This window comes from Nocardioides marmorisolisilvae, assembly GCF_003725775.1.
In the GTDB taxonomy this organism is placed as follows: Bacteria; Actinomycetota; Actinomycetes; order Propionibacteriales; family Nocardioidaceae; genus Marmoricola; species Marmoricola marmorisolisilvae.
Genome location: NZ_RJSG01000002.1, coordinates 1,381,060 through 1,401,635 on the forward strand (window position 1 = coordinate 1,381,060; position 20,576 = coordinate 1,401,635).

The 20,576-nt window shown below is 69.0% G+C and carries 21 protein-coding genes; 13 read left to right on the forward strand and 8 right to left on the reverse strand.

Annotated features, from left to right (window positions below):
- Window positions 1-171: 171 nt before the first annotated feature.
- From EFL95_RS10770 to pssA, 4 genes are read left to right on the forward strand one after another with little or no spacing between them, the layout of a single operon-like run.
- Window positions 172-1,419 (forward strand): HNH endonuclease signature motif containing protein, encoded by a 1,248-nt coding sequence (locus EFL95_RS10770; protein WP_123233962.1) that lies wholly within the window; start codon window positions 172-174, stop codon window positions 1,417-1,419.
- 39 nt (window positions 1,420-1,458) lie between these two features.
- Window positions 1,459-2,238 (forward strand): SDR family NAD(P)-dependent oxidoreductase, encoded by a 780-nt coding sequence (locus EFL95_RS10775; RefSeq protein WP_123233963.1) that lies wholly within the window; start codon window positions 1,459-1,461, stop codon window positions 2,236-2,238.
- On the forward strand, window positions 2,222-2,869 hold the full coding sequence (locus tag EFL95_RS10780; protein WP_123233964.1) for a phosphatidylserine decarboxylase: 648 nt from the start codon (window positions 2,222-2,224) through the stop codon (window positions 2,867-2,869). Before EFL95_RS10775 ends, EFL95_RS10780 begins: the two co-directional genes overlap by 17 nt.
- Window positions 2,866-3,798: a CDP-diacylglycerol--serine O-phosphatidyltransferase gene (gene pssA / locus EFL95_RS10785; RefSeq protein WP_221176365.1), complete on the forward strand. Its 933-nt coding sequence runs from the start codon at window positions 2,866-2,868 to the stop codon at window positions 3,796-3,798. Before EFL95_RS10780 ends, pssA begins: the two co-directional genes overlap by 4 nt.
- Here the strand turns inward: pssA and EFL95_RS10790 are convergent.
- The 3 genes from EFL95_RS10790 to EFL95_RS10800 are packed head-to-tail and all read right to left on the reverse strand — an operon-like array spanning window position 3,786 to window position 6,346.
- Window positions 3,786-4,877 carry a ferredoxin--NADP reductase gene (locus EFL95_RS10790; RefSeq protein WP_123233965.1) on the reverse strand — a complete coding sequence of 364 codons (1,092 nt, stop codon included), beginning with the start codon at window positions 4,875-4,877 and terminating at the stop codon, window positions 3,786-3,788. The genes pssA and EFL95_RS10790 overlap by 13 nt on opposite strands.
- Window positions 4,878-4,880: 3 nt before the next feature.
- Window positions 4,881-5,183 (reverse strand): hypothetical protein, encoded by a 303-nt coding sequence (locus EFL95_RS10795; protein ID WP_123233966.1) that lies wholly within the window; start codon window positions 5,181-5,183, stop codon window positions 4,881-4,883.
- On the reverse strand, window positions 5,183-6,346 hold the full coding sequence (locus EFL95_RS10800) for a 3-ketosteroid-9-alpha-monooxygenase, oxygenase component (protein ID WP_123233967.1): 1,164 nt from the start codon (window positions 6,344-6,346) through the stop codon (window positions 5,183-5,185). Before EFL95_RS10800 ends, EFL95_RS10795 begins: the two co-directional genes overlap by 1 nt.
- 100 nt (window positions 6,347-6,446) lie before the next feature.
- On the opposite strand from EFL95_RS10800, the gene EFL95_RS10805 reads away from it, so the two are divergent.
- The 4 genes from EFL95_RS10805 to EFL95_RS10820 are packed head-to-tail and all read left to right on the forward strand — an operon-like array spanning window position 6,447 to window position 11,070.
- Entirely contained in the window at window positions 6,447-7,661 is a 1,215-nt protein-coding gene (locus EFL95_RS10805) for an acyl-CoA dehydrogenase family protein (RefSeq protein ID WP_123233968.1), read from the forward strand.
- An 11-nt stretch (window positions 7,662-7,672) separates the two neighbouring features.
- Window positions 7,673-8,785, forward strand: a complete 1,113-nt coding sequence (locus EFL95_RS10810; protein WP_123233969.1) for an acyl-CoA dehydrogenase family protein — start codon at window positions 7,673-7,675, stop codon at window positions 8,783-8,785.
- The gene (locus EFL95_RS10815; RefSeq protein ID WP_123233970.1) at window positions 8,782-10,311 is read left to right on the forward strand and encodes a long-chain-fatty-acid--CoA ligase; all 1,530 of its coding nucleotides are present in this window, start codon (window positions 8,782-8,784) and stop codon (window positions 10,309-10,311) included. The genes EFL95_RS10810 and EFL95_RS10815 overlap by 4 nt, the downstream gene beginning before the upstream one ends.
- A gap of 18 nt (window positions 10,312-10,329) precedes the next feature.
- Window positions 10,330-11,070: an RDD family protein gene (locus tag EFL95_RS10820; protein ID WP_123233971.1), complete on the forward strand. Its 741-nt coding sequence runs from the start codon at window positions 10,330-10,332 to the stop codon at window positions 11,068-11,070.
- A gap of 16 nt (window positions 11,071-11,086) precedes the next feature.
- Here the strand turns inward: EFL95_RS10820 and EFL95_RS10825 are convergent, their stop codons facing one another.
- From EFL95_RS10825 to EFL95_RS10845, 5 genes are read right to left on the reverse strand one after another with little or no spacing between them, the layout of a single operon-like run.
- Window positions 11,087-12,508 carry an LVIVD repeat-containing protein gene (locus EFL95_RS10825; RefSeq protein WP_123233972.1) on the reverse strand — a complete coding sequence of 474 codons (1,422 nt, stop codon included), beginning with the start codon at window positions 12,506-12,508 and terminating at the stop codon, window positions 11,087-11,089.
- Between the two features lie 16 nt (window positions 12,509-12,524).
- The gene (locus tag EFL95_RS10830; protein ID WP_123233973.1) at window positions 12,525-14,012 is read right to left on the reverse strand and encodes an LVIVD repeat-containing protein; all 1,488 of its coding nucleotides are present in this window, start codon (window positions 14,010-14,012) and stop codon (window positions 12,525-12,527) included.
- Window positions 14,013-14,053: 41 nt separating this feature from the next.
- Window positions 14,054-14,659, reverse strand: coding sequence for a LysE family translocator (locus EFL95_RS10835; protein WP_123233974.1), 606 nt, complete (start codon window positions 14,657-14,659; stop codon window positions 14,054-14,056).
- Window positions 14,660-14,698: 39 nt separating this feature from the next.
- Window positions 14,699-15,799, reverse strand: coding sequence for an NAD(P)H-dependent flavin oxidoreductase (locus EFL95_RS10840; RefSeq protein WP_123233975.1), 1,101 nt, complete (start codon window positions 15,797-15,799; stop codon window positions 14,699-14,701).
- Window positions 15,799-17,463 (reverse strand): acyl-CoA synthetase, encoded by a 1,665-nt coding sequence (locus EFL95_RS10845; RefSeq protein ID WP_123233976.1) that lies wholly within the window; start codon window positions 17,461-17,463, stop codon window positions 15,799-15,801. Before EFL95_RS10845 ends, EFL95_RS10840 begins: the two co-directional genes overlap by 1 nt.
- 47 nt (window positions 17,464-17,510) lie before the next feature.
- Between EFL95_RS10845 and EFL95_RS10850 the strand changes: the two genes are divergently transcribed.
- The 5 genes from EFL95_RS10850 (at window position 17,511) to EFL95_RS10875 (ending at window position 20,529) form a co-directional block, all read left to right on the forward strand.
- Window positions 17,511-18,320, forward strand: a complete 810-nt coding sequence (locus tag EFL95_RS10850) for a crotonase/enoyl-CoA hydratase family protein (protein ID WP_123233977.1) — start codon at window positions 17,511-17,513, stop codon at window positions 18,318-18,320.
- 29 nt (window positions 18,321-18,349) lie between these two features.
- Window positions 18,350-19,042 (forward strand): DUF3137 domain-containing protein, encoded by a 693-nt coding sequence (locus tag EFL95_RS10855; protein WP_123233978.1) that lies wholly within the window; start codon window positions 18,350-18,352, stop codon window positions 19,040-19,042.
- Window positions 19,039-19,602, forward strand: coding sequence for a LemA family protein (locus EFL95_RS10860; protein WP_183407128.1), 564 nt, complete (start codon window positions 19,039-19,041; stop codon window positions 19,600-19,602). Before EFL95_RS10855 ends, EFL95_RS10860 begins: the two co-directional genes overlap by 4 nt.
- Before the next feature lie 19 nt (window positions 19,603-19,621).
- A complete protein-coding gene (locus EFL95_RS10870) occupies window positions 19,622-20,182 on the forward strand; it encodes a hypothetical protein (RefSeq protein ID WP_148045029.1) in 561 nt (186 codons plus the stop codon).
- 98 nt (window positions 20,183-20,280) lie between these two features.
- Complete coding sequence (locus EFL95_RS10875; protein ID WP_123233981.1) at window positions 20,281-20,529, forward strand: DUF4242 domain-containing protein; 249 nt, start codon at window positions 20,281-20,283, stop codon at window positions 20,527-20,529.
- Window positions 20,530-20,576: the final 47 nt, after the last annotated feature.

Genomic DNA, 20,576 nt, shown 5'->3' on the forward strand with positions numbered 1-20,576 from the left:
GAACCTTCAACCCGGGGGAACCGCGTGACACCACCAGCAGTGCTGCCTTTGTCCGATCACGATCTGCTCGCCGCGAGTCTGGACGACTTGATGGCCGAGAACCGGCTGGCGGCCGCCAGGCAGAGAGCCATGGTCGAGTTCTTCCGACGACGCGCTCGCCACCATGAAGCCGTGCACGACGACCAGGACCCGACGCAGATCTCGGCGCGGAACGAGGTCGAGATCGAGCTCAGCGAGCTGTGGGCGCTCCCCGCCGGGCTCGTCCGCACCCAGCTGAACAACGCCCTCTGGCTCGACGAGCACTTCCCGTTCCTGCGAGACCTCGCCGCCGATGGAAGGGTCGACCAGTACCGCGTGAAGCTGATCGTCGAAGCCGCGCGCCACGGACTCGACACACCCGAGGAATGGGCTGGTCTTGCGCGGCGGATCGAATCGTTCCTCACCAAGCACCTTCGCTCCGGCGGGATCCTCGGGTGCAGCCACCGTCAGCTGCGCAACCGCTTGGCCTACGTCATCAAGCTGCTCCGTGCGGCGGACGCCGAGGCGCGGTTCCGGAACGCCCACGGGCTGCGCAGCGTGGAGGTCAACGACGGCGACGACGGGATCTCGTGGCTGACCCTCGCGGGCACCACTGACCAGGTCCAGCTCGCCGCCCACCGCCTCGACCTGTCCGCCCGAGCCGCGCGAGCAGCCGGCGACCCGCGCACCCTCACCCAGCTGCGCACCGACCTGGCGCTCGATCTGCTCATCAACGGGAGCACGGGCGAGGCGCCCGTTCCCCAGTTCGCCCGGCCGATCATCAACCTCACCGTGCCGATCCAGACGGTGATGGGTCTCTCGGACCACCCCGGCACGCTGTCCGGCGGCAAGGTAGTTCCGGCTGGCCTGGCCCGGGTGATCGCCCAACGACCCGGCGCCACGTGGCACCGGATGCTGACCGACCCGGCCGGGACAGCTGTCGAGCTCTCCACCGAGCGCTACGTACCGACCCGCGCGATCTGGGAGCACGTGGTCAGCACGCAGAGCACCTGCTTCCGCTCCAACTGCGATCACGAGTCCACCGCCTGCGATCTCGACCACCGCACTCCGTGGCCCCTCGGCCCGACCTCGACCAGCAACCTCTGGCCAGGCTGCCGGACGGATCACCGCGCCAAGCACTCGGACGGCTTCTCCATCGAGCAGACCGAGAACGGCGGCTTCGCTCTTCGCACCCCGGCAGGTTTCAGGTACGCGACGACCCAGGACGATCACCCGAGCAGCGACGACTGGGAGGAGCCGCCGGTGCTGATTCAGTTCTCAGCGACTGAACTTCACGAGGCGCTCTCCGATCTGCGCCGTCGAAACGCCGAGAGTCGTCCGGAGCGGCCCGAGATCGCGTGGGAGTTCGACATCGACATCTCCTGGCACCCGGCCGCCTGAAAAGGGCTATTGCGCCCGCACTCCGGTAGGTTCGTGGGCGTGAAAATCAACGGAGCCAGGGTGCTGCTGACCGGCGCCACCGGGGGAATCGGGCACGCCATCGCGCGACGCCTGAAGGCCGAGGGGGCGGAGCTGGTGCTGACCGGTCGACGGACCGACGTGCTGCAGCCGCTGGCGGACGAGCTCGGGGCACGGGCCGTCGCTGCCGACCTCAACGACCCGGCCGCCCTGGACGGCCTGCTGGCCGAGGCCGGCGACCTCGACATCCTCGTCGCGAACGCCGCCCTGCCGGGCATCGGGCGGATGGACACCATCGCCGTCGAGAAGATCGACGCGAACCTGAACGTCAACCTGCGCGCCCCGATGCTGATGTCGCGCGCCCTGCTCCCCCAGCTGCTCGAGCGCGGCTCCGGCCACCTGGTCTTCATCGGATCGGTCTCCGGCATCGTCGCGTCGCCGTGGAGCTCGATGTACAACGCGACCAAGTTCGGGCTGCGCGGGTTCGTCTCCGCGATGCGCCAGGACCTGCACGGCACCGGGGTCAGCGCCTCGATCGTCGAGCCCGGGTTCGTGCGCGACGCGGGCATGTTCGTCAACAGCGGCATGGAGACCCCCAAGGGCACCCGAACGGTCTCGCCGGAGCAGGTCGCCGCGGGCGTCGTGAAGGCCGTGACCAAGGACAAGGGTGAGGTCGTGGTCGCCCCCGTCGAGATCCGGGCCGGCGCCCGGTTCGGCTCGCTCTTCCCCTCCATCAACGACGCTGCCCAGCGCATGGGCGGCGCTGCCGAGATCGCGAGCAAGCATGCCGACAACGATTGATCGCGAGGCGTGGCCCGCGGCCGCGGTCGGCGCGGTACCGGCTGCGCTCGCCCTGCTGACCGGTCGGAGGCGCCTCTCGCTGGCGCTCGCGGCGCTTCCCGTGGGCATCGTGGCGTTCTTCCGGGATCCTGAGCGGGCAGTGTCGGCTGACGCGGACACGGTGCTGGCCCCGGCTGACGGCAAGGTCATGCATGCCGGACCCGGGCAGCCGGGCGTCGCTCCCGGGGGCGACTGGCAGCAGATCAGCATCTTCTTGTCGGTCTTCGACGTGCACATCAACCGGACTCCGTACGGCGGCACGGTGACCGACGTCCAGTACCGGCCGGGCAAGTGGCACGCGGCGTACAAGTTCGAGAGCGCCACCGAGAACGAGCGCAGCGACATCACGATCGAACGGGCCGTCGGCACCGAGATCCGCAAGGTCCACTTCCGGCAGATCGTCGGGCTGGTGGCCCGTCGGGTCGTCACCCGGATCGGGGTCGGCGACGTGCTGGAGACCGGCGACCGCATCGGCCTGATGAAGTTCGGCTCCCGGATGGACATCTTCGTCCCGCCGGAGGTCGAGCTCGCCGTCTCGGCCGGCGACCGGACCGTGGCGGGCGTGACCGTGCTGGGACGGTGGCCTTCGTGAGCGAGCCCGCAGCCCCGGAACGCCGCCGACGCCGCCTGCTGCGCCGTCGACGCTTCCGGATCGCCTCGCACTCCGGTGCCGAGGTCGTCTCCCTGCGCCAGCTCCCGCCCAAGGAGCGGCTCCGCGTCACCGCGCCGAGCATGTTCACCGCCGCGAACATGGCCTGCGGGTTCTCCGCCGTCCCGCTGGCGTTCAACGGGCACAGCCACTGGGCGGCGATCCTGATGACCGTCGCGATCGTGATGGACATCTGCGACGGCGCGGTCGCCCGCCTCGTCGGTGCCACCTCGCCCTTCGGCGTCCAGCTCGACTCGCTCGCCGACCTGATCTCCTTCGGTCTGGCGCCGGCGGTCCTCGTCTACACCTGGGTGCTCCCCGAGTGGCCGGTGGTCGCCTGGATCGCGGCGTACTTCTGGCTCGCGTGTGCCGGGTTCCGGCTCGCTCGCTTCAACTTCACCATCGACCCGCACGCGGACAAGCGCTACTTCATCGGGATGCCCTCGCCGGGCGCCGCGGCGGTCGTGATCGCCACGGTCTTCGCGCTGGACTTCCCGAAGGACAAGGTCGGTCCGTCGATCCTGCTCCCCGCGGTGATCAGCGTGGTCCCGGCGCTGCTGATGGTGAGCACCGTCCGGTTCCGGTCGTTCCGGAACCTGATCTCACCGCAGACCCAGCAGGCGCGTGTCATTACCGCGCTCGTGGGCCTCGCGGTGCTCGTCGGCCTCGTACTCGAGCCCGCCGGAACCATGCTGGTCCTGGCGTACGCGTACGTGCTCACCGCACCGGTGGGGGTGCTGACCGGTCCGCTGCGTCGGCGCCTGTTCGGCGCTGACTCGGTGGCTCCGCCCCGGGTCAAGCAGCAGTCGGTGTTCCTCCCGCTGCACGACGACAGCGAGGAGGCCGACGACGACGAAGATCAGCCGTTGTAGCTGATCTTGAGCGTGTCGGTCAGCGGCAGCCCCTGGCAGGTCAACCGGATGCCGTCGGCGAGGTCGTCCTTGTCCAGGACGTCGTTGTGCTTCATCGCCAGGTCGCCCTCGAGGACGACACAGGCGCACGAGCTGCAGTTGCCCTCGCGGCAGGAGAAGGGTGCCTGCACGCCCTTCTTCTCCAGGAACTCCAGCAGCACCTCCTCGCCCTTCCAGTCGTCGAAGGCGTACTGCTGGCCGTCGAGCTCGACCTCGAGTGCCACCGGCCCGGCGAACGCCGGCTCCTCGGCTTCGCCCTCGTCGTCGGCGTCGTCCGCCTCAGCGAGCGTTGCTTGCGCTGCGAGGACCTCCTCGACGTCGCCGAACGGGTTGCCGCCCAGGGAGACGAACTTCTCCTGGTGGCGACGCTCGCGGGGGAACTCCAGGTTCCGCAGCGCGGTCGAGACCGCCTTCATGAAGGGCGCAGGTCCGCAGCAGAAGGCGGTGTAGGTGGTGAAGTAGCTGGCGAACAGCTGGAGCCCGGCCTCGCTCGGCAGTCCCTGGACCGACTCGAGCCAGTGCACCACGGTGAAGCGCTCGGCGTACTCGGCGCTGAGCTCGGTGAGCTCGCGCGCGAAGATCACCGAGTCCTGGTCGCGGTTGGCGTAGAAGAGGACGACCTTGCCGGTCCCCTTCTCCAGGGCGGTCCGCGCGATCGAGATCACCGGGGTGATGCCCGAGCCGCCGCCGAAGAGCAGGAAGTCGGCGTCGACGTCCTTCGGGGTGAAGATCCCGCTCGGCGGCAGCAGCCGCAAGGTGTCGCCGGCCTTGAGGTTGTCGCAGATCCAGTTCGAGGCGTACCCGTCGACGGTCCGCTTGACCGTGATCTGGTGACGGCCGCTGTGCGGGGAGCTCGACAGCGAGTAGCAGCGCGCGGCGAGTCCGGTCTGGTCGCTGGGCACCGCAACGGTCAGGAACTGACCGGGCGTGTACGCGAACGTCTCCTGGAGCTCGGACGGCACCTCGAACACCACGGATCGGGCGTCGGCGGTTTCCTCGATGACCTCAGTGACCTTCAGGACGAAGGACTCAGTCGCCATTGATCAGTAACCATCCTCTGCGCCGATCTCGATCTCGCCGTCCTTGACGGCCTGTTCGATCGAGGAGCGTAGTCGTGAGCAGGCGACCCGGACGGGTCGTCCCTCGGGCTGGGACGCGGCCTTGCGGAACTCCGCGCAGTGCGCGAGCGCCTCGGCGTTCCACTGGATCGCGGTGTGCTGCTCGCTGTTCTTCTTCACCCGCACCACGGCCAGGCAGTCCAGGCAGGCGACCTCGACCAACCGCGCCTCGGTGTAGAGGCGCTGGTCCTCGGCGGTGGCCGGACTGGTCGGGGCGAAGCTGACCATCAGTGGTGCGCCGGCTTCCCGGCGAGCTCGTCTTCCTCGGCCTTCTTGCGGAGGTTCTCGGCGACCTCCTCGTGCCAGAACTCGTTGGCCTTGGTGGTGTCGACCTCGAACTCGAAGCGCTCGACCATCTCCGGGACGATGTCCGCCTGGTCCACGTAGAACTGCTCGTACCAGCGACGCAGCTGGTAGACCGGGCCGTCCTCCTCGCACAGCAGCGGGTTCTGGACGGCGACCTTGTTCTTCCAGATGTGCACGTCCTGGAGGAAGCCCTCGCCGAACATCTTGGTGTACTTCTCGGCGATGAAGGCGACGGTCTTGTCGTCCATGCCCTCGGGCTTCTTCACCGTGATGCCGTACTGCAGCGTGAACGAGTTCGGGCTGGTGGCGATGTGGGTGTTGACCAGGATGACCTCGGTCTTGAAGCCCTTGTAGTCGACCCAGAGCCAGTTGATCATGTACGACGGCCCGAAGTAGGAGGCCTCCGACTTCAGGAACAGGTCGGTGCCGCCGGAGCTGTAGCCGCCGGCCTTGTCCGGGCGGCCGGTCGACTCCATGTACTGGGTCGCGACGTGACCCTCGAAGACGTTGCGGAAGCTCGTCGGGAACGAGAAGTGCACGTAGTAGAAGTGCGCCATGTCCGAGACGTTGTCGATCAGCTCGCGGCAGTTCGAGCCCTCGATCTCGGTGATGTTCCAGCTCCAGTCGGCGTACTCGCCCTCGGCCAGGCCGGGGAGCTGCGGAGGCAGGATCGAGCGGTCGGCGTCGGAGCCCTCCGGGTCGAACCAGATGAACAGCTGGTCGTTGACGATCTCGGTCTCGTAGCGCTGGGTCTTGGCCCGCAGCGGCACGCGCCGGGCGTACGGGATCTCCTTGCACTTGCCGTCGCCGCCCCAGCGCCAGTCGTGGAACGGGCAGGCCACGTTGTCGCCCTTGACCTCACCCTGGGTCAGGTCGCCACCCATGTGCCGGCAGTAACCGTCGAGCACCTTGAGCTCGCCCTGGCTGTCCTGCCAGACGACGAGCTTGCCGTCGAACGCCCGGATGGCGTGCGGCTTTCCGTCGCGGAAGTCCTCGGCGAGGCCTAGGCAGTGCCAGCCGCGGGCATAACGACTGGGCGGCACTCCCTGGTCCAGGGCGCGTGCGTCGGTGACTGCGGTGCTCATCGTGACCTCCAGGGTCCGCGTGGGATCTCGCCAAAAACAAGAACAGGTTATAGTTTTACGCGTAGCAAATCCAGTATTGACCAGCGTGAGGATGAACTCCATGAGGATCGCACTGAACGAGGAGCACGAAAAGCTCCGGGCAGAGCTGCGGGCGTACTTCGCCGAGCTGGTCACCCCGGAGGTGCGTGCCGGCCTCGCGCTGGCGACGAACGAATTCGACGAGAACGGCGTCAAGGCCGACTCGGGCGAGTTCGGGGACGCGAACGTCTACAAGGACGTGATCAAGCAGATCGGCCACGACGGCTGGCTCGGCATCGGCTGGCCCGAGGAGTACGGCGGCCAGAACCGCTCCATGATGGAGCAGCTGATCTTCACCGACGAGGCCGCCATCGCCGGCGTCCCGATCCCCTACCTGACGCTGAACACGGTCGGCCCGACGATCATGCGCTTCGGCACCGACGCCCAGAAGGAGGAGATCCTCCCGAAGATCCTCAAGGGCGAGATGCACTTCTCGATCGGGTACAGCGAGCCCGGGTCGGGAACGGACCTTGCGTCCTTGCAGACGAAGGCTCGTCTGGAGGATGGCGAGTGGGTCATCAACGGCCAGAAGATGTGGACCTCGCTGATCCAGTACGCCGACTACGTGTGGCTCGCGTGCCGGACCGATCCCGACCTGCCGCGCCACAAGGGCCTGTCGATGATCCTGGTGCCGACCTCGGCCAAGGGCTTCTCCTACACCCCGGTGCACACCGTGGCGGGCGTCGGTACGTCGGCGACCTACTACGAGGACGTCCGCGTGCCCGAGGAGAACCTCGTCGGCGGCCTCAACGGCGGCTGGGCGCTGATGACCAACCAGCTCAACCACGAGCGGGTCGCGCTGACCTCCGCGGCGCCGGTGACCCAGTCGATCCTGCAGGTCCGCGAGTGGGCCCAGCAGACCAAGAACCCCGACGGCTCGCGGGTCATCGACTCCGAGTGGGTCCAGGTGCTCCTCGGCCGGGCGCACGCCCGCGCCGACATGCTCAAGCTGCTCAACTGGAAGCTGGCCTCGGCGACCGAGGACCTCTCCCCCGCGCACGCGTCGGCGACCAAGGTCTACGGCTCCGAGCTGGCCACCGAGGTCTACCGCTCGCTGATGGAGATCGTCGGGCCCGACGCCGTGGTGTCGGGCGACTCTGCTGGAGCCGTCCTTCGGGGTCGGCTGGAGCGGTACTTCCGGTCCGCGCTGGTGATGACGTTCGGTGGCGGCACCAACGAGATCCAGCGGGACATCATCGGCTACGTCGGGCTCGGACTGCCCGCGGCGAAGCGTTAAGGGGAACTGTCATGGATTTCGGACTGACTGAGACTCAGGTCGACGCTGCCGCACTGGCCGCGATGGTCTTCAAGAACGAGTGCACCCCCGAGCGCCTGAAGAAGGCGGACGCCGGTCGGTACGACGCCGACCTGTGGGCCAAGCTGGGCGACGCCGGCCTGCTCGGGCTGTGCCTGCCGGAGTCGCTCGCGGGCTCGGGGCTCGGCCTGCTCGAGCTGTCGAGCGTGCTCATCGAGGCGGGCAAGCTGGTCGCTCCGGCGCCGCTGGCCTCGCACATCCCGTCGGCGATGGCGATCGCCAAGTTCGGCGACGCAGCGGCGCAGGGCATGTGGCTGGAGGGCGCCAGCACCGGTGCGGCGATCCTCACCGCGGCGATCTCCGAGGAACGCGAGCACCTGCCGTCCCCGCCGACCACGACCGCCGACTTCGACGGCTCGCAGTGGCTGCTGACGGGCGTGAAGTCGATCGTCCCGGCCGGGACCGTGGCGTCCCTGTTCATCGTTCCCGCGTTGACCAACGACGGCGTGACGGCGTTCCTGGTGCACCCCGACGACCCGGGTGTCTCGATCATCGAGCAGAAGGTGAGCGACGGCGCGCTCGTCGCGCGCCTCGAGCTCGACCGGGCCGCGGTCCCGGCCGCGCGGATCCTCGGCGCGATCGGTGACGGCGAGACCGTCGTGGAGTGGCTCGAGCAGCGGCTGACGCTGGCCGCCTGCGCCTACCAGCTCGGTGTCGTGAAGGGCGCGCTCGACCTGACCGCCGCCTACGCCAAGACCCGCGAGCAGTTCGGTCGCCCGATCGGCACGTTCCAGGCCGTCTCGCAGCGCCTGGCCGACGGCTACATCGACATCCTCGGTGCCGAGCTGATGCTCTGGCAGGCCGCCTGGCGGCTCGAGGAGGGCCTGCCGGCCGAGAAGGAGATCGCCGGCGCGAAGCTCTGGGCGGCGGACTGCGGCCACAAGATCGCGCACACCACCGTGCACGTCCACGGTGGCAACGGCATCGACCTGGACGGCGAGGCGCACCGCTACTTCACCGTCGGCAAGCTCGGTGAGTTCGCTCTCGGCGGGACCACCGACCAGGCCCGGAAGATCGGCGCGCTGCTGGCGGCCGAGCCTGTGTGAGCGTCCGTTCCCTGCTGGAGGCTCGGGCCTCCGACGACTCGCTGGCGCTCGTCGCCCGCGAGAAACGGTGGAGCTGGACCGAGTACGTTGCGGCGTCGCGAGGTCGGGTCGCGGCACTGGCACGCCTGCTTCCCGCGTCGGGACCGCGTCATGTCGGTGTCCTGCTCGACAACACCGCTGAGATGGCGATCCAGCTGGCGGCGGCCGGCTGGGGCGCGCACGCGCTGGTCGGGCTGAACACGACCCGGCGCGGCGAGAGCCTGCTGGCGGACATCCGGAAGGCCGACGTGTCCGTCGTCGTCACGGACGCCACGCACCGAGAGCTGCTCGACGGGCTCGACCTCGACGGGGTGGTCGTGGTGGACGAGTCGTTCGACTGGCCCGTGGACGGTCCTGCGCCCTCGGCTTCGCCGTCGGGCTCGGACCTCTTCATGCTGATCTTCACCTCGGGCACCTCGGGCGAGCCCAAGGCAGTGCGCATCACCCACGAGAAAATCACCTTCCCGGCGGCGTACCTGACCGAGCGGCTGGGCCTGACCGGCGACGACGTGCACTACGTCGCGATGCCGCTGTTCCACTCGAACGCGGTGATCGCGGGCTGGGCACCAGCCGTCTACAACGGCGCTGCGATCGCGCTGCGGGAGAAGTTCTCCGCCAGTGCGTTCCTCGCTGACGTGCGTGCCTATGGCGCGACGTACGCGAACTACGTGGGCAAGCCCCTGGCGTACGTGATGGCCACACCGGCTCTGCCGGACGACGCCGAGAATCCGCTTCGCCTGGTCTTCGGCAACGAGGGGAACGAGCGCGACATCGCGGCGTTCGGCGAGCGGTTCGGGTGCCGGGTCGTCGACGGGTTCGGGTCCACCGAGAACGCCGTGGTGATCTCGCGGGTCGAGGGGACGCCCCCGGGGTCGCTGGGCCAGCCGGGGCCCGGGGTGGCGGTCTTCGACCCGGAGACCGGGCTGGAGTGCCCCCGGGCTCGGTTCGACGCCGCGGGCGGCGTCGTCAACCTCGAGGAGTGCGTGGGCGAGCTGGTCAACACCACCGGGATGGGCCAGTTCGCCGGGTACTACAACGACGAGTCCGCCACTGCCGAGCGGATGCGCGGCGGGATGTACTGGTCGGGGGACCTCGCCTACCGCGATGCCGACGGCTGGATCTACTACGCCGGCCGGACCGCGGACTGGCTGCGAGTCGACGGCGAGAACCTCGCCGCGGCGCCCATCGAGCGGATCCTGCTGCGTCACCCCGCCGTCTCCGAGGCCGCTGTGTACGCCGTTCCGGACCCGTCCGCCGGGGACCAGCTGGTCGCGGCGCTCGTGCTCACCGGGGCGCTCGATGCGGATGCCTTCGGCTCGTTCCTCGCCGGGCAGGGCGACCTGTCCTCGAAGGGGTGGCCCCGGTTCGTGCGGGTCGTGGACTCGCTTCCGCGCACCGCGACGAACAAGGTCCTCAAGCGGGAGCTCCAGGCCGGACCGCTCGAGGCGACCTGGACCCGCGAGGAACGCGGTACGACGTACCGCTGATCTGGCACGATCTGCGCCATGACGCAGACGCCTGCCGGCTGGTACCCCGATCCTGACCCGACCCACGCCGGTGTGCCCGGCCGCCTCCGCTACTGGGACGGCCTGCAGTGGACCCAGCACGTGAACGAGCAGACCGCGGCGCCGGACCTGTCTCCCTACCCGACGTACACGGCCCCGCCGGCCGCGCCGCAGTACGGGTCGGCCTACGGCTCGTCGATGCCGACGTACTACGAGCCGGTCAGCGGCAACACCACCCCGGACGGCGTCCCGCTCTCGGGCTGGTGGTGGAGGGTGCTCGCCCTGTTCCTCGACGGGCTGATCGCGCTCCCGCTCTACGCCATCGCCGCAGCCCCGGTGATCGCCTCGCAGTGGGACTCGCTGTCGCAGTGGATCGACGACCTCCAGTACGCCGCCGACCACAACACGCCCGACCCGCCGGAGCCGGCGCTGTTCAGCTCCTCGCACGGGGCGTTCTGGGCGCTGATCGGGTCGATCCTGCTCGCCTCGCTCGTCTACCAGTTCGTGTTCCTGCTCTGGAAGCAGGCGACCCCGGGCAAGCTGATCTGCGGGCTGCGGGTCCGGCTGCGCGACAGCCCCGACCTGCCGGTCGGCACGATCCTGCTGCGCCTCCTCGGCGTCTTCCTGCTCGGGCTGTGCTGGATCGTCCAGCTGCTCGACTACCTCTGGCCGCTGTGGGACTCCAAGCGCCAGGCGCTGCACGACAAGATCGCGAGCACGAACGTGGTCCGACCCGGCTGAGCCCAGCCGGCACGGATCAGTGCATCAGGTCCTGCACGCCGTGGGTCAGACGCACGTTCCAGAACCCGGTGCCTGTGTCGGTGTACCAGATGCTGTCGTTCGCCCGGTCCCACGCGGGCTGGGAGAACGCCGCGCTGCCCTTGCTGGTCGGCATGTTGAAGTAGGCGACCTCGCGTGGGTGCGCGACGTCGCTGATGTCGAAGACCCGCAGGCCCGAGAGGATCATCGAGCAGGCGGCCAGCTTCGGATTGTCGCGCGTGTCGACGCTGCAGTAGTGCGCCGCGTAGCCACCGAGGGCGTTGTTGCCGCCGGGGTCGTTCCACTGCTCGCCGGCGTGGTTGGCCGGCTCGTGCACCTGCAGGCGCACGTTGGAGACCAGGTACGGCTGGCGCGGGTCGTCGACGTTGATGATCCGGGCCGCGCCCACCGGGGCGTGCCGCAGGTCGGTCAGGCCGGACAGCGAGAACAGGTCGGTGAACTCGTCGACCTCGAACAGGTACTGGTGACCGTCCCGGGTGAACGGCTCGGGCACCTGCGGGATCGAGGAGCCGGCCCAGGTCATCGTGGACAGGATGCTGATCTTCGGGTTCGGCACCCGCGCCTGCACCTGGCTCACGTCCAGGATGCGCAGGCCGCCGCCTGAGATCAGGTCGGGGCCCGGCTGGCCGATGTGCGCGGCGTACAAGGTGTTGCCGTCGTCGGAGACCCGCATGCCGTGGTACTGCACGTTGGTCTGGATGGTGGTGGTCTTCGGGTGCCGCGGGTCGTCGAGGTTGACCGCGACCAGGGTGAAGATCGTGCTCGAGACGTAGAGGGTGCGACCGTCGGGGGCGAAGCCGCTCTCGTGGCCGAGGATGCCGGCGAGGCTGGTGGACAGCAGCTTCGGGTGGCGGCAGTCGGTCTTCACGTCGTACACGTCCAGCGCGCCGGGGGCGGTGAGGAACGTGCCCAGGACGCCGATCAGCAGGCCGCGCGGCTGGTTGACCAGCAGCGACTCGTGCGGGCTGAGCATCGCGACCGAGGTGAGCGTGGCCGTCCGCTTCGGGTGCGCCGGGTCGTTCATGTCCAGGACGACGACGCCGATGCCCTTCTGCCCGAGCAGGTTCGTGAGCGTCGAGGTCGGCGGGACCAGCGAGGTCGAGTCGTAGAACGCGCAGGTGTTGCCCTGGGAGTCGGTGTAGCGCAGCGCCTTGAAACCGCCGCTGGAGCCCTCGTGCGCGACCGCCTCGGTGTTGCAGGTGTAGCCCTGCAGGTACCGGCCCGAGGTGTAGTCGGCCGCGGGCACGCGGCCTTGGAGTCCCGTCTCCGGGTGGTCACCGGGACCGCAGGTGGCGGTGGGCACCGCGGCGGTGGAGATCCCGGTGTCGGCCGAACCAGCGGCCGTCCAGGCCAGGACGGTCGCCAGGATGAGGAAGGCGGTGAGGAGGAGGCGGCGCATGCAGTAACAACGAGCGTTAGTGGAGAAGGTTCTGGACCCCGTTGGTCAGCTTCACGACGTAGAAGCCCGAGTTGGTGTCGGTGTACCAGACCGAGTTCCGCGCGACGTCCCACGCGGGCTGCGACATCGCGTAGCCGCCGAGCGCCGGGATCAGCGCCAGCTTGTCGATCTGCGTCTTCGGCTTGTTGAAGTAGCCGACCTCCTTCGGGTGCGCCACGTCGCGGATGTCGAACAGGCGCAAGCCCGACAGGATCATCGAGCAGCCTGCGATCTTCGGGTTGTCCCGGGTCGGGATGCCGCAGTAGTGGGCGGCGTAGCCCTGGGCCGGGAACCAGGCCATCGGGTCCTTCGCCTCGTCACCCTTGCGGTTGGCGGGCTCGTGGACCTGCAGCTTGATGTTGCTGACCACGAACGGGTGCCGCGGGTCGTCGACGTTGATGATCCGGGCCGCGCCCACCGGCGACTCCGGCAGGTTCGACAGGCCCTTGAAGCTGAACAGGTCGATGAACTCGTCGGTCTCGAACAGGTAGTGGTGACCCTTGCTGGTGAACGGCTCGGCCGCCTGCGGGATCGAGGCGTCCGGCCAGTGGATCGTCGAGAGGATCGAGACCTTCGGGTGCGGCTTGCGGTCCTGGATCTGGCTGACGTCCAGGATCCGCAGCCCGGCGCCGGTGATCCCGCCCGGGCCCGGCTGGCCGATGTTGGCGACGTACATCGTCCGACCGTCGCTGGAGAGCCGCAGGCCGTGGTAGACGACGTTGGTGCCGACGTACAGGACCTTCGGCTTGCTCGGCGTGGTCAGGTCGACGGCGGTCATCGTGAAGCCGGCGGCGCCGGCCACGTAGTAGGTCTTGCCGTCGGGCGAGAACCCGCTCTCGTGGCCGAGGACGCCGCTGAGCGAGGAGCTGAGCAGCTTGGGGTGGCGGCAGTCGGTCTTGACGTCGTACACGTCGAGGATGCCGGGCGCGGTCGCCGCGGTGCCCATGACGCCGACCAGCAGGCCGCGCTTGGCGTTGACCAGCAGCGACTCGTGCGGGCTGAGCATGCCGACCGAGGCGAGGTTCGCGGTCTTCTTCGGGTGCGCCGGGTCGGACATGTCCAGGACGACCACACCGAGGCCGTCGCCGGACAGGATGTCGGAGACGACGTCGCGCGGGAGCGTCAGCGTCGAGTCGTAGAACGCGCAGGTGTGCCCGGCGGGGTCGGTGTAGCGCAGGGTCTTGAAGCCGCCCGAGCTGCCCTGGTGGCTCACCTGGACGGTGTTGCAGCGGTAGCCCTTGGCCGCGCGACCGTCGGTGTAGTCGGTGTTCGGCACCCGGCCCTGGATGTCGGTCTCCGGCAGCGAACCGGGCCCGCAGTGCGCACGCGGGACCGCGGCGGTCGAGATGCCGGTGGCGGCGTTCCCGCTGATCGCCCAACCGCCGACGGCGATCAGGAGGACGGCGGTGACGGCGAGCAGGCGACGGGCGGCGGCACGCCGGGAAGCCGGGTTCGGGAGGACCATGGGCCTGACTCTAAGTGACAGCGTCCGTTATGACCGGTGTCTCACTCCGTGGCGAGGCGGGCGCCGAAGAGCACCAGCACCCCGGCCGTGGCGACGTCGAGACGGCGCCGGATCTTCGGGGTGTTCATCCAGGCGGTGACCTTGCCGGCAAGGCCGAGCAGCACCACCCAGTACAGGCCGGTCAGCACGATGAAGATGCCCCCGTACAGAGCGGTGATCGCCGGGACCGAGGCGCCGCTGGGGACGAAGCCGGGCAGGAACGTCACGAAGAAGACGCCGACCTTCGGGTTGAGCAGGTTGGTCAGGATGCCCGCCCCGAAGCCGGTGCCGAGGATCGCTCGTGCCTCCGGCACATCGCTGACCTGACCGCGGGTGCGGAAGGCCTGGATGCCCAGGAAGATCAGGTACGCCGCCCCGACGATGCGCAGCGTGGCGTAGCCGACCTCGCTGGCCTTGAGCAGCGCCGCGATGCCGACGACCGCAGCGGTGACCCAGATGGTCAGTCCGGTGAGGTTGCCGAGCGCCGTCAGGATGCCCTGGCGGCGTCCGCCACGCAGGATGCTGCGCACCACGACGAGCGTGTCCGGACCGGGCAGCAGCACGATGAGTGCTGCGGCACCGGTGAACGCGAGGACTTCGAGAAGCACCTCACCAGGGTAGATCAGACTGCACCGGATCCTGGGGGGTCAGCCCCGGATCTTTTCCAGACGGGTGACCGTCTCCTCGTACTCGGCGATCAGCTCGGCCATCACCTGGGCGACGGGCCGGACCTCGTTGGTGCGGCCGATGATCTGGCCGGCGGGCATCGCCACCACGTCCGGGTCGTCGGCCGCGCTCATCCGGTTGTGCGCATCGGAGACCAGGATGTTCTGCAGCGGCATCGGGAGCGGCGCCGGGGCACCCTCCTCCTCCCACGCGGCGGTCCACTTGTTCTTGAGCAGACGGGCCGGCTTGCCGGTGTAGACGCGGCTGCGGACGGTGTCGGCGGAGCCGGCCTTGAGCAGGGCCCGCTGGATCGCGTCGCTGCTGCCCAGGTCGTACTCGGCGACGGTCAGCCACAGCGAACCGGTCCAGACGCCCTGGGCGCCCAGAGCCAGAGACGCCGCGACCTGGCGGCCGCAGCCGATGCCGCCGGCGGCGAGCACCGGGACGTCGGGACCGACCGAGTCGACGATCTCCGGGGTGAGCACCATGCTGGCGATCTCACCGGTGTGGCCGCCGGCCTCGTAGCCCTGCGAGACGATGATGTCGACGCCGTTGGCGACGTGGCTGGCCGCGTGCTTGCCGGCACCCGCCAGGGCCGCGACCAGGACGCCGTGCTCGTGCGCCTGCTCGATGACGTCGTTCGGCGGGGTGCCGAGCGCGTTGGCGATCAGGACCGGGCGGTGCTGGAGCGCGACGTCGACGTGGCTGCGCGCGGTGGAGTGCAGCCAGCCGAGGACGCCTTCGCGGCCCTCGCCGTCCGGCAGCGGCGGGACGCCGAGCTTGCGCAGCGTCTCCTCGACGAAGGAGATGTGCTCGCCCGGGATCATCGCCTTGAGGTCGACCGAGGTGCCCTCGGTCGGGATCTTCATCGGCATCACGATGTCGACGCCGTAGGGCTTGCCGTCGGTGTTCTCGTCCATCCAGTTCAGGACGCCGTCCAGCTCCTCGGCGTCGTTGAACCGGACGCAGCCGAGGACGCCCAGACCGCCGGCCCGGGAGACGGCAGCGGCGACCTTCTCCGAGGGGGTGAAGGCGAAGATCGGGTACTCGATGCCGAGCCGCTCGCAGAGTTCGGTACGCATCAGGCGTTCTGCCCTTCCTTGATAGCGCTGTCGGCAGCCTTGGCCTCGAGCATCAGCTCCTTTGCGCGGGGATATTGAGCCTTACCCGTCGCATTCCTGGGGATCTCTGGGACGTAGGTGACGGCCCGGGGCAGCTTGTAGCCGGAGAGGAACTCGCGCAGGAACTCGCGCAGCTCCTCCAGCTCGACGCTCTGGCCCTCGCGCAGCTGGATCACGGCGGCGACCGACTGGCCGAACTTCTCGTCGGGGATGCCGACGACGAGGACGTCGTAGACGGCCGGGTGGCGCTTGATCGCCATCTCGACCTCTTCGGGGTAGACCTTCTCGCCACCGGTGTTCACGCAGTTCGAGCCGCGACCGAGCAGCGTGACCTTGTTGTCCTCCTCGATCCGGGCGAAGTCGCCGGGGACCGAGATGCGCATGCCGTCGACGACCAGGAACGTCTCCGCGGACTTCTTCTCGTCCTTGTAGTAGCCGACCGGGACCGAGCCGCCGCGGCCCAGGCGCCCGACCTTGCCGACGTTGGTGGCCAGGTCGAGCACGTTGTTCTGCTCGTCCAGTACGACGCTGTTCGGGCCGAGCCCGACGACCGGGCCGTCGCTGGAGATGTGGGTCTTGTCCTGCATGCCCATGCCCTGGAAGCCGGTCTCGCTCGCACCGACCGAGTCGGTGTAGACGGGGTTCGGCAGCGCGTCGATCCAGCGCTCCTTGACCTCCGGGCTGAAGATCGCCGCGCTGCTGGACACGGCGAACAGGCTGGCGCCCGTGTACGGCGCGTCCGTGGCGGCCTTGCGCTCGAACTCCTCGATCAGCGGGCGGGCCATCGCGTCGCCGGTCATGAAGATCAGCATCACGCCGTTCTCGTCGATGATCTCCCAGGTCCGCTGCGGGTCGAACTTCGGCTCGAGGATCGTCAGGTGCCCGGCGAACAGGTGCATCAGCAGGCCGGCCTGGGCGCCACCGTGCATCAGCGGGCTGAGCGGGAAGGTGACCATCCGGCCGTCCTGGGCCGCCTGCTTGGACTGGTCGAACTCGTCGAGCTTGTCGCCGGTGTAGAAGTCGATGCCGCCGCCGAGGGTTCGCCAGAAGTCCTCGTGGCGCCACATGACGCCCTTCGGGAAGCCGGTGGTGCCGCCGGTGTAGATGATGTGCAGGTCGTCGGCGCTGCGCTCGGCGAAGTCGCGCTCGGCGCTCTGGTCGGCGATCGCGTCGGCGTACAGGACACCGCCGAACTCGCTGACGTCGGACTGGTCGTCCGGCTCGATGACGTCCGGGACCACGACCACGGTCTGGAGCTTGTCGTGGTTCGGGTAGGTCTTGGCCACCAGCGGCGCGTAGGTGCGCTCGACGATGAGGGCCACCACGTCGGCGTTGTCGAACAGGTAGTTCAGCTCACCCTCGACGTAGCGGTAGTTCACGTTGATGTTGACCGCACGGATCTTGACGATCGCGAGCACGGCGATGACGTGCTCGATGCTGTTCTTCGCGTAGACCGCGACGTGGTCGCCCGGCTTGACGCCCTGCGCCTGCAGGTAGTGCCCGAGCTTGTTCGACTCCGACTCGAGCTCGGCGTAGGTGACCGTGCGGTCACCCACCTTCACAGCGGGCTTGTCGGGGGCCGCGTCGACGGCGTGCTCGAACAGGTCAGCGATGTTGAGGGCCATGTCACGAATACTAGAACACGTTCTCGTTTGGGGCTAGCATCTCCCCCATGACGGACACCGCCGCAGAGCGCACCACCCCCGACTGCCTCGTCGAGCAGGACGGCCACAAGCTGATCGTGACCATGAACCGGCCCGAGCGCCGCAACGCGCTGTCCGGCGAGATGCTGCGGATCATGGAGGACGCCTGGGACCGGGTGAACTCCGACCCCGAGATCCGGGTCTGCATCCTCACCGGCGCGGGCGGCTACTTCTGCGCGGGCATGGACCTCAAGCAGGCCGACGACGCGCCTCCCGGTGACCGCTTCGCCTCGGGCGACTTCGACCCGACGATCCTCAAGGGCCTGCTCAAGGGCTTCCGGCTGACCAAGCCGCTGATCGCCGCGGTCGAGGGCCCCGCCATCGCCGGCGGCACCGAGATCCTCCAGGGCACCGACATCCGGGTGGCCGGCGAGTCCGCGAAGTTCGGCGTTGCCGAGGCCAAGTGGTCGCTGTACCCGATGGGCGGCTCCGCGGTCCGGCTCCCCCGCCAGATCCCCTACACCGTCGCTGCCGAGCTGCTGCTGACGGGCCGGGTGCTGCCCGCGCCGGAGGCGCTCGCGCTCGGGCTGATCGGGCACGTGGTGCCGGATGGACAGGCGCTGGCCAAGGCGCACGAGCTCGCGGACATGATCGCCGCGAACGGCCCGCTCGCGGTCCAGGCGATCCTGAAGACCATGCGCGACTCCGAGGGCAAGCACGAGGACGACTGCTGGGCCGACGACGCCAAGATCGGGGCCGAGGTGTTCAAGTCCGACGACGCCAAGGAAGGCCCGCGCGCCTTCCTGGAGAAGCGGGCGCCGCAGTTCCAGGGGAAGTAGCCTCATCCTCCTGATCCTCGGGAGGTGCGGTGCCCACGTTCTTCATCCTGTTCGTCGTCCTCGGCTTCGGCCTGGTCGGCCTCGTCGGCTACCTCGGCTACCTGTCGGCGAAGAAGCGCCGCGAGGAGCTCGCTGCGCTCGCCGCGAAGCGCGGCTGGACGTGGACCGAGCGCGACGACTCCTGGGCCGACCGCTTCGACGACGCGCCGTTCGGCCTCGGGCACAACCGGCAGGCGAGGAACATCCTCCGGGGCACGTACGACGGCCGCGACATGATCGCGTTCGACTACGTCTACCACACGACCGAGACCAGCTCCGGGCCCAACAACACCACCACGACGCGCGAGCAGAGCCACGGCTTCTCGATCATCGCGATCGGCACCGGAGCGCGGTTCCCGCACCTCAAGGTCACGCCCGAAGGCATGGTGGGCCGCTTCTTCGGCCGGCTGACCAACACCGACATCGAGCTGGAGTCCGAGGCCTTCAACCGCGCCTTCACCGTCAACTGCGACGACCGCAAGTTCGCCACCGACGTGCTGCACCCGCAGATGATGGAATACCTCCTCACGCTGCCGGACCTCGCCTGGAGCACCCGCAACGACACCGTGATGGTGGTCGAGGCCGGGCAGCACTCGGCGGTCCAGCTCGACGCGTCCCTGAAGGCCATCGACGGCATCCTCGACCGGATCCCGGACTTCGTCTGGAAGGCTGCCGGCCTGTGATCACGATCATCGTTGCCGCCGTCGCCGTCCTGCTGCTGCCGGCGATCGCCCTGGTGGTCATGTACAACCGCTTCGTCCGTCAGCGGACGCTGATCGACAACTCCTGGGCCGGGGTCGACGTGGAGCTCACCCGTCGCCACGACCTGATCCCGAACCTCGTCGCCACGGTGCAGGGGTACGCCGCGCACGAGAAGGACCTGCTGACGTCGCTGGTCGCTGCCCGCGAAGCAGCCGCTGCGCTGGAGAAGCAGGCGCCCCAGGGACGGTCGGCGGTCGAGGAGACGATGGGGCGCTCGCTCGCCGCGGTCCTGGCCCGGGTGGAGGCCTACCCGAACCTGAAGGCCGACACGGGCTTCCTGGACCTGCAGAAGCAGCTGGTGGAGACCGAGGACCGGATCGCCGCGGCGCGTCGGTTCTACAACCTCAACGTCGGCGCGTTCAACACCCGGGTCGGCACCTTTCCCTCGAACCTCGTCGCCGACTGGTTCGGCTTCGTCACCCACCCGTTCTTCGAGCTCTCCGACACTGCGGCCCGGACCGTGCCGCAGGTCGGGCTCTAGGCGTCGCTACGCTCCCGCCATGCGCGCATCCTCTCGGAACCGGTGGCCCCTTCTCGTCGTCGCGGGTCTGCTCGTCCTGACAGGCTGCGGGAGCGCCTCGAAGCCGTCGGCCTCACCGACGACCGCGGCCAGCACTCCGACTCCGACCTCGAGCCCGACAGAGACACCCACGCCGTCCTCGGCCGTGGACACCAGCATCGACCCGTGCCTGATCTCGAAGGCCGCGCTCAACGACGTCCTGGCCGGAGGCTGGTCCGCCGGCAACAAGAACAGCAGCACCGTCTGCTTCTACCGGAGCGGACGCGGGGGGATCTTCGCGATCACCAATGTCGAGGAGCCGGACCCGCAGCGCGGGTTGGAGGACGCGCGGGCTGCGTGCGACAGCACACCGCGGAGGATCGCCTCGACCCAGAGCTTCGCGTGCCTGGAGCATGCCGACCAGGGCGACGTGATCAGCGGCAACCTCATCTGGAAGAACCAGGTCTGGCTGGTGACCATCGTCGCCGGTCCGGGCGGAGGAGCGCACACGCCGGAGCTGAACGCGATGACGGCGATCCTCAAGGCCATCCCCGCGGACTGACCCTCTGCCCTCCCTGTTCCTCGGCGAAACTGGCCTCTTCGGGCTAGTGGCGACCACCGCCGACGCGCGTAGCGTCGACAAGGTCGAAAGGAACAGCCATGCCTCTGTACATGGACATCCACCACGTCGACGGCGTCACTGCGGACGCGGTCGCCGAAGCGCACCAGAAGGACCTAGAGATCCAGGGCCAGCACGGCGTCGACTACAAGTCGTACTGGGTCGACGAGGCGAACGGGAAGATCTTCTGCCTGGTCGACGCGCCGAACGCCGAGGCGGCCAACACGGTCCACCGCGAGGCGCACGGCCTGGTCGCGGACGAGATCCACGAGGTGGTCGAGGGAACCTGAACCCAGCGGTCCACGTAGGCAAACCGTGGACAGGCCCGGGATAGCAG

Bases quoted from the DNA above. Each gene is read 5' to 3' on its own strand.
- EFL95_RS10780 (WP_123233964.1), top strand. From the start codon at position 2,222: ATGCCGACAACGATTGATCGCGAGGCGTGGCCCGCGGCCGCGGTCGGC.
- EFL95_RS10790 (WP_123233965.1), bottom strand. From the start codon at position 4,877: ATGGCGACTGAGTCCTTCGTCCTGAAGGTCACTGAGGTCATCGAGGAA.
- EFL95_RS10795 (WP_123233966.1), bottom strand. From the start codon at position 5,183: ATGGTCAGCTTCGCCCCGACCAGTCCGGCCACCGCCGAGGACCAGCGC.
- EFL95_RS10800 (WP_123233967.1), bottom strand. From the start codon at position 6,346: ATGAGCACCGCAGTCACCGACGCACGCGCCCTGGACCAGGGAGTGCCG.
- EFL95_RS10805 (WP_123233968.1), top strand. From the start codon at position 6,447: ATGAGGATCGCACTGAACGAGGAGCACGAAAAGCTCCGGGCAGAGCTG.
- EFL95_RS10810 (WP_123233969.1), top strand. From the start codon at position 7,673: ATGGATTTCGGACTGACTGAGACTCAGGTCGACGCTGCCGCACTGGCC.
- EFL95_RS10820 (WP_123233971.1), top strand. From the start codon at position 10,330: ATGACGCAGACGCCTGCCGGCTGGTACCCCGATCCTGACCCGACCCAC.
- EFL95_RS10825 (WP_123233972.1), bottom strand. From the start codon at position 12,508: ATGCGCCGCCTCCTCCTCACCGCCTTCCTCATCCTGGCGACCGTCCTG.
- EFL95_RS10830 (WP_123233973.1), bottom strand. From the start codon at position 14,012: ATGGTCCTCCCGAACCCGGCTTCCCGGCGTGCCGCCGCCCGTCGCCTG.
- EFL95_RS10840 (WP_123233975.1), bottom strand. From the start codon at position 15,799: ATGCGTACCGAACTCTGCGAGCGGCTCGGCATCGAGTACCCGATCTTC.
- EFL95_RS10845 (WP_123233976.1), bottom strand. From the start codon at position 17,463: ATGGCCCTCAACATCGCTGACCTGTTCGAGCACGCCGTCGACGCGGCC.
- EFL95_RS10850 (WP_123233977.1), top strand. From the start codon at position 17,511: ATGACGGACACCGCCGCAGAGCGCACCACCCCCGACTGCCTCGTCGAG.
- EFL95_RS10870 (WP_148045029.1), top strand. From the start codon at position 19,622: ATGCGCGCATCCTCTCGGAACCGGTGGCCCCTTCTCGTCGTCGCGGGT.
- EFL95_RS10875 (WP_123233981.1), top strand. From the start codon at position 20,281: ATGCCTCTGTACATGGACATCCACCACGTCGACGGCGTCACTGCGGAC.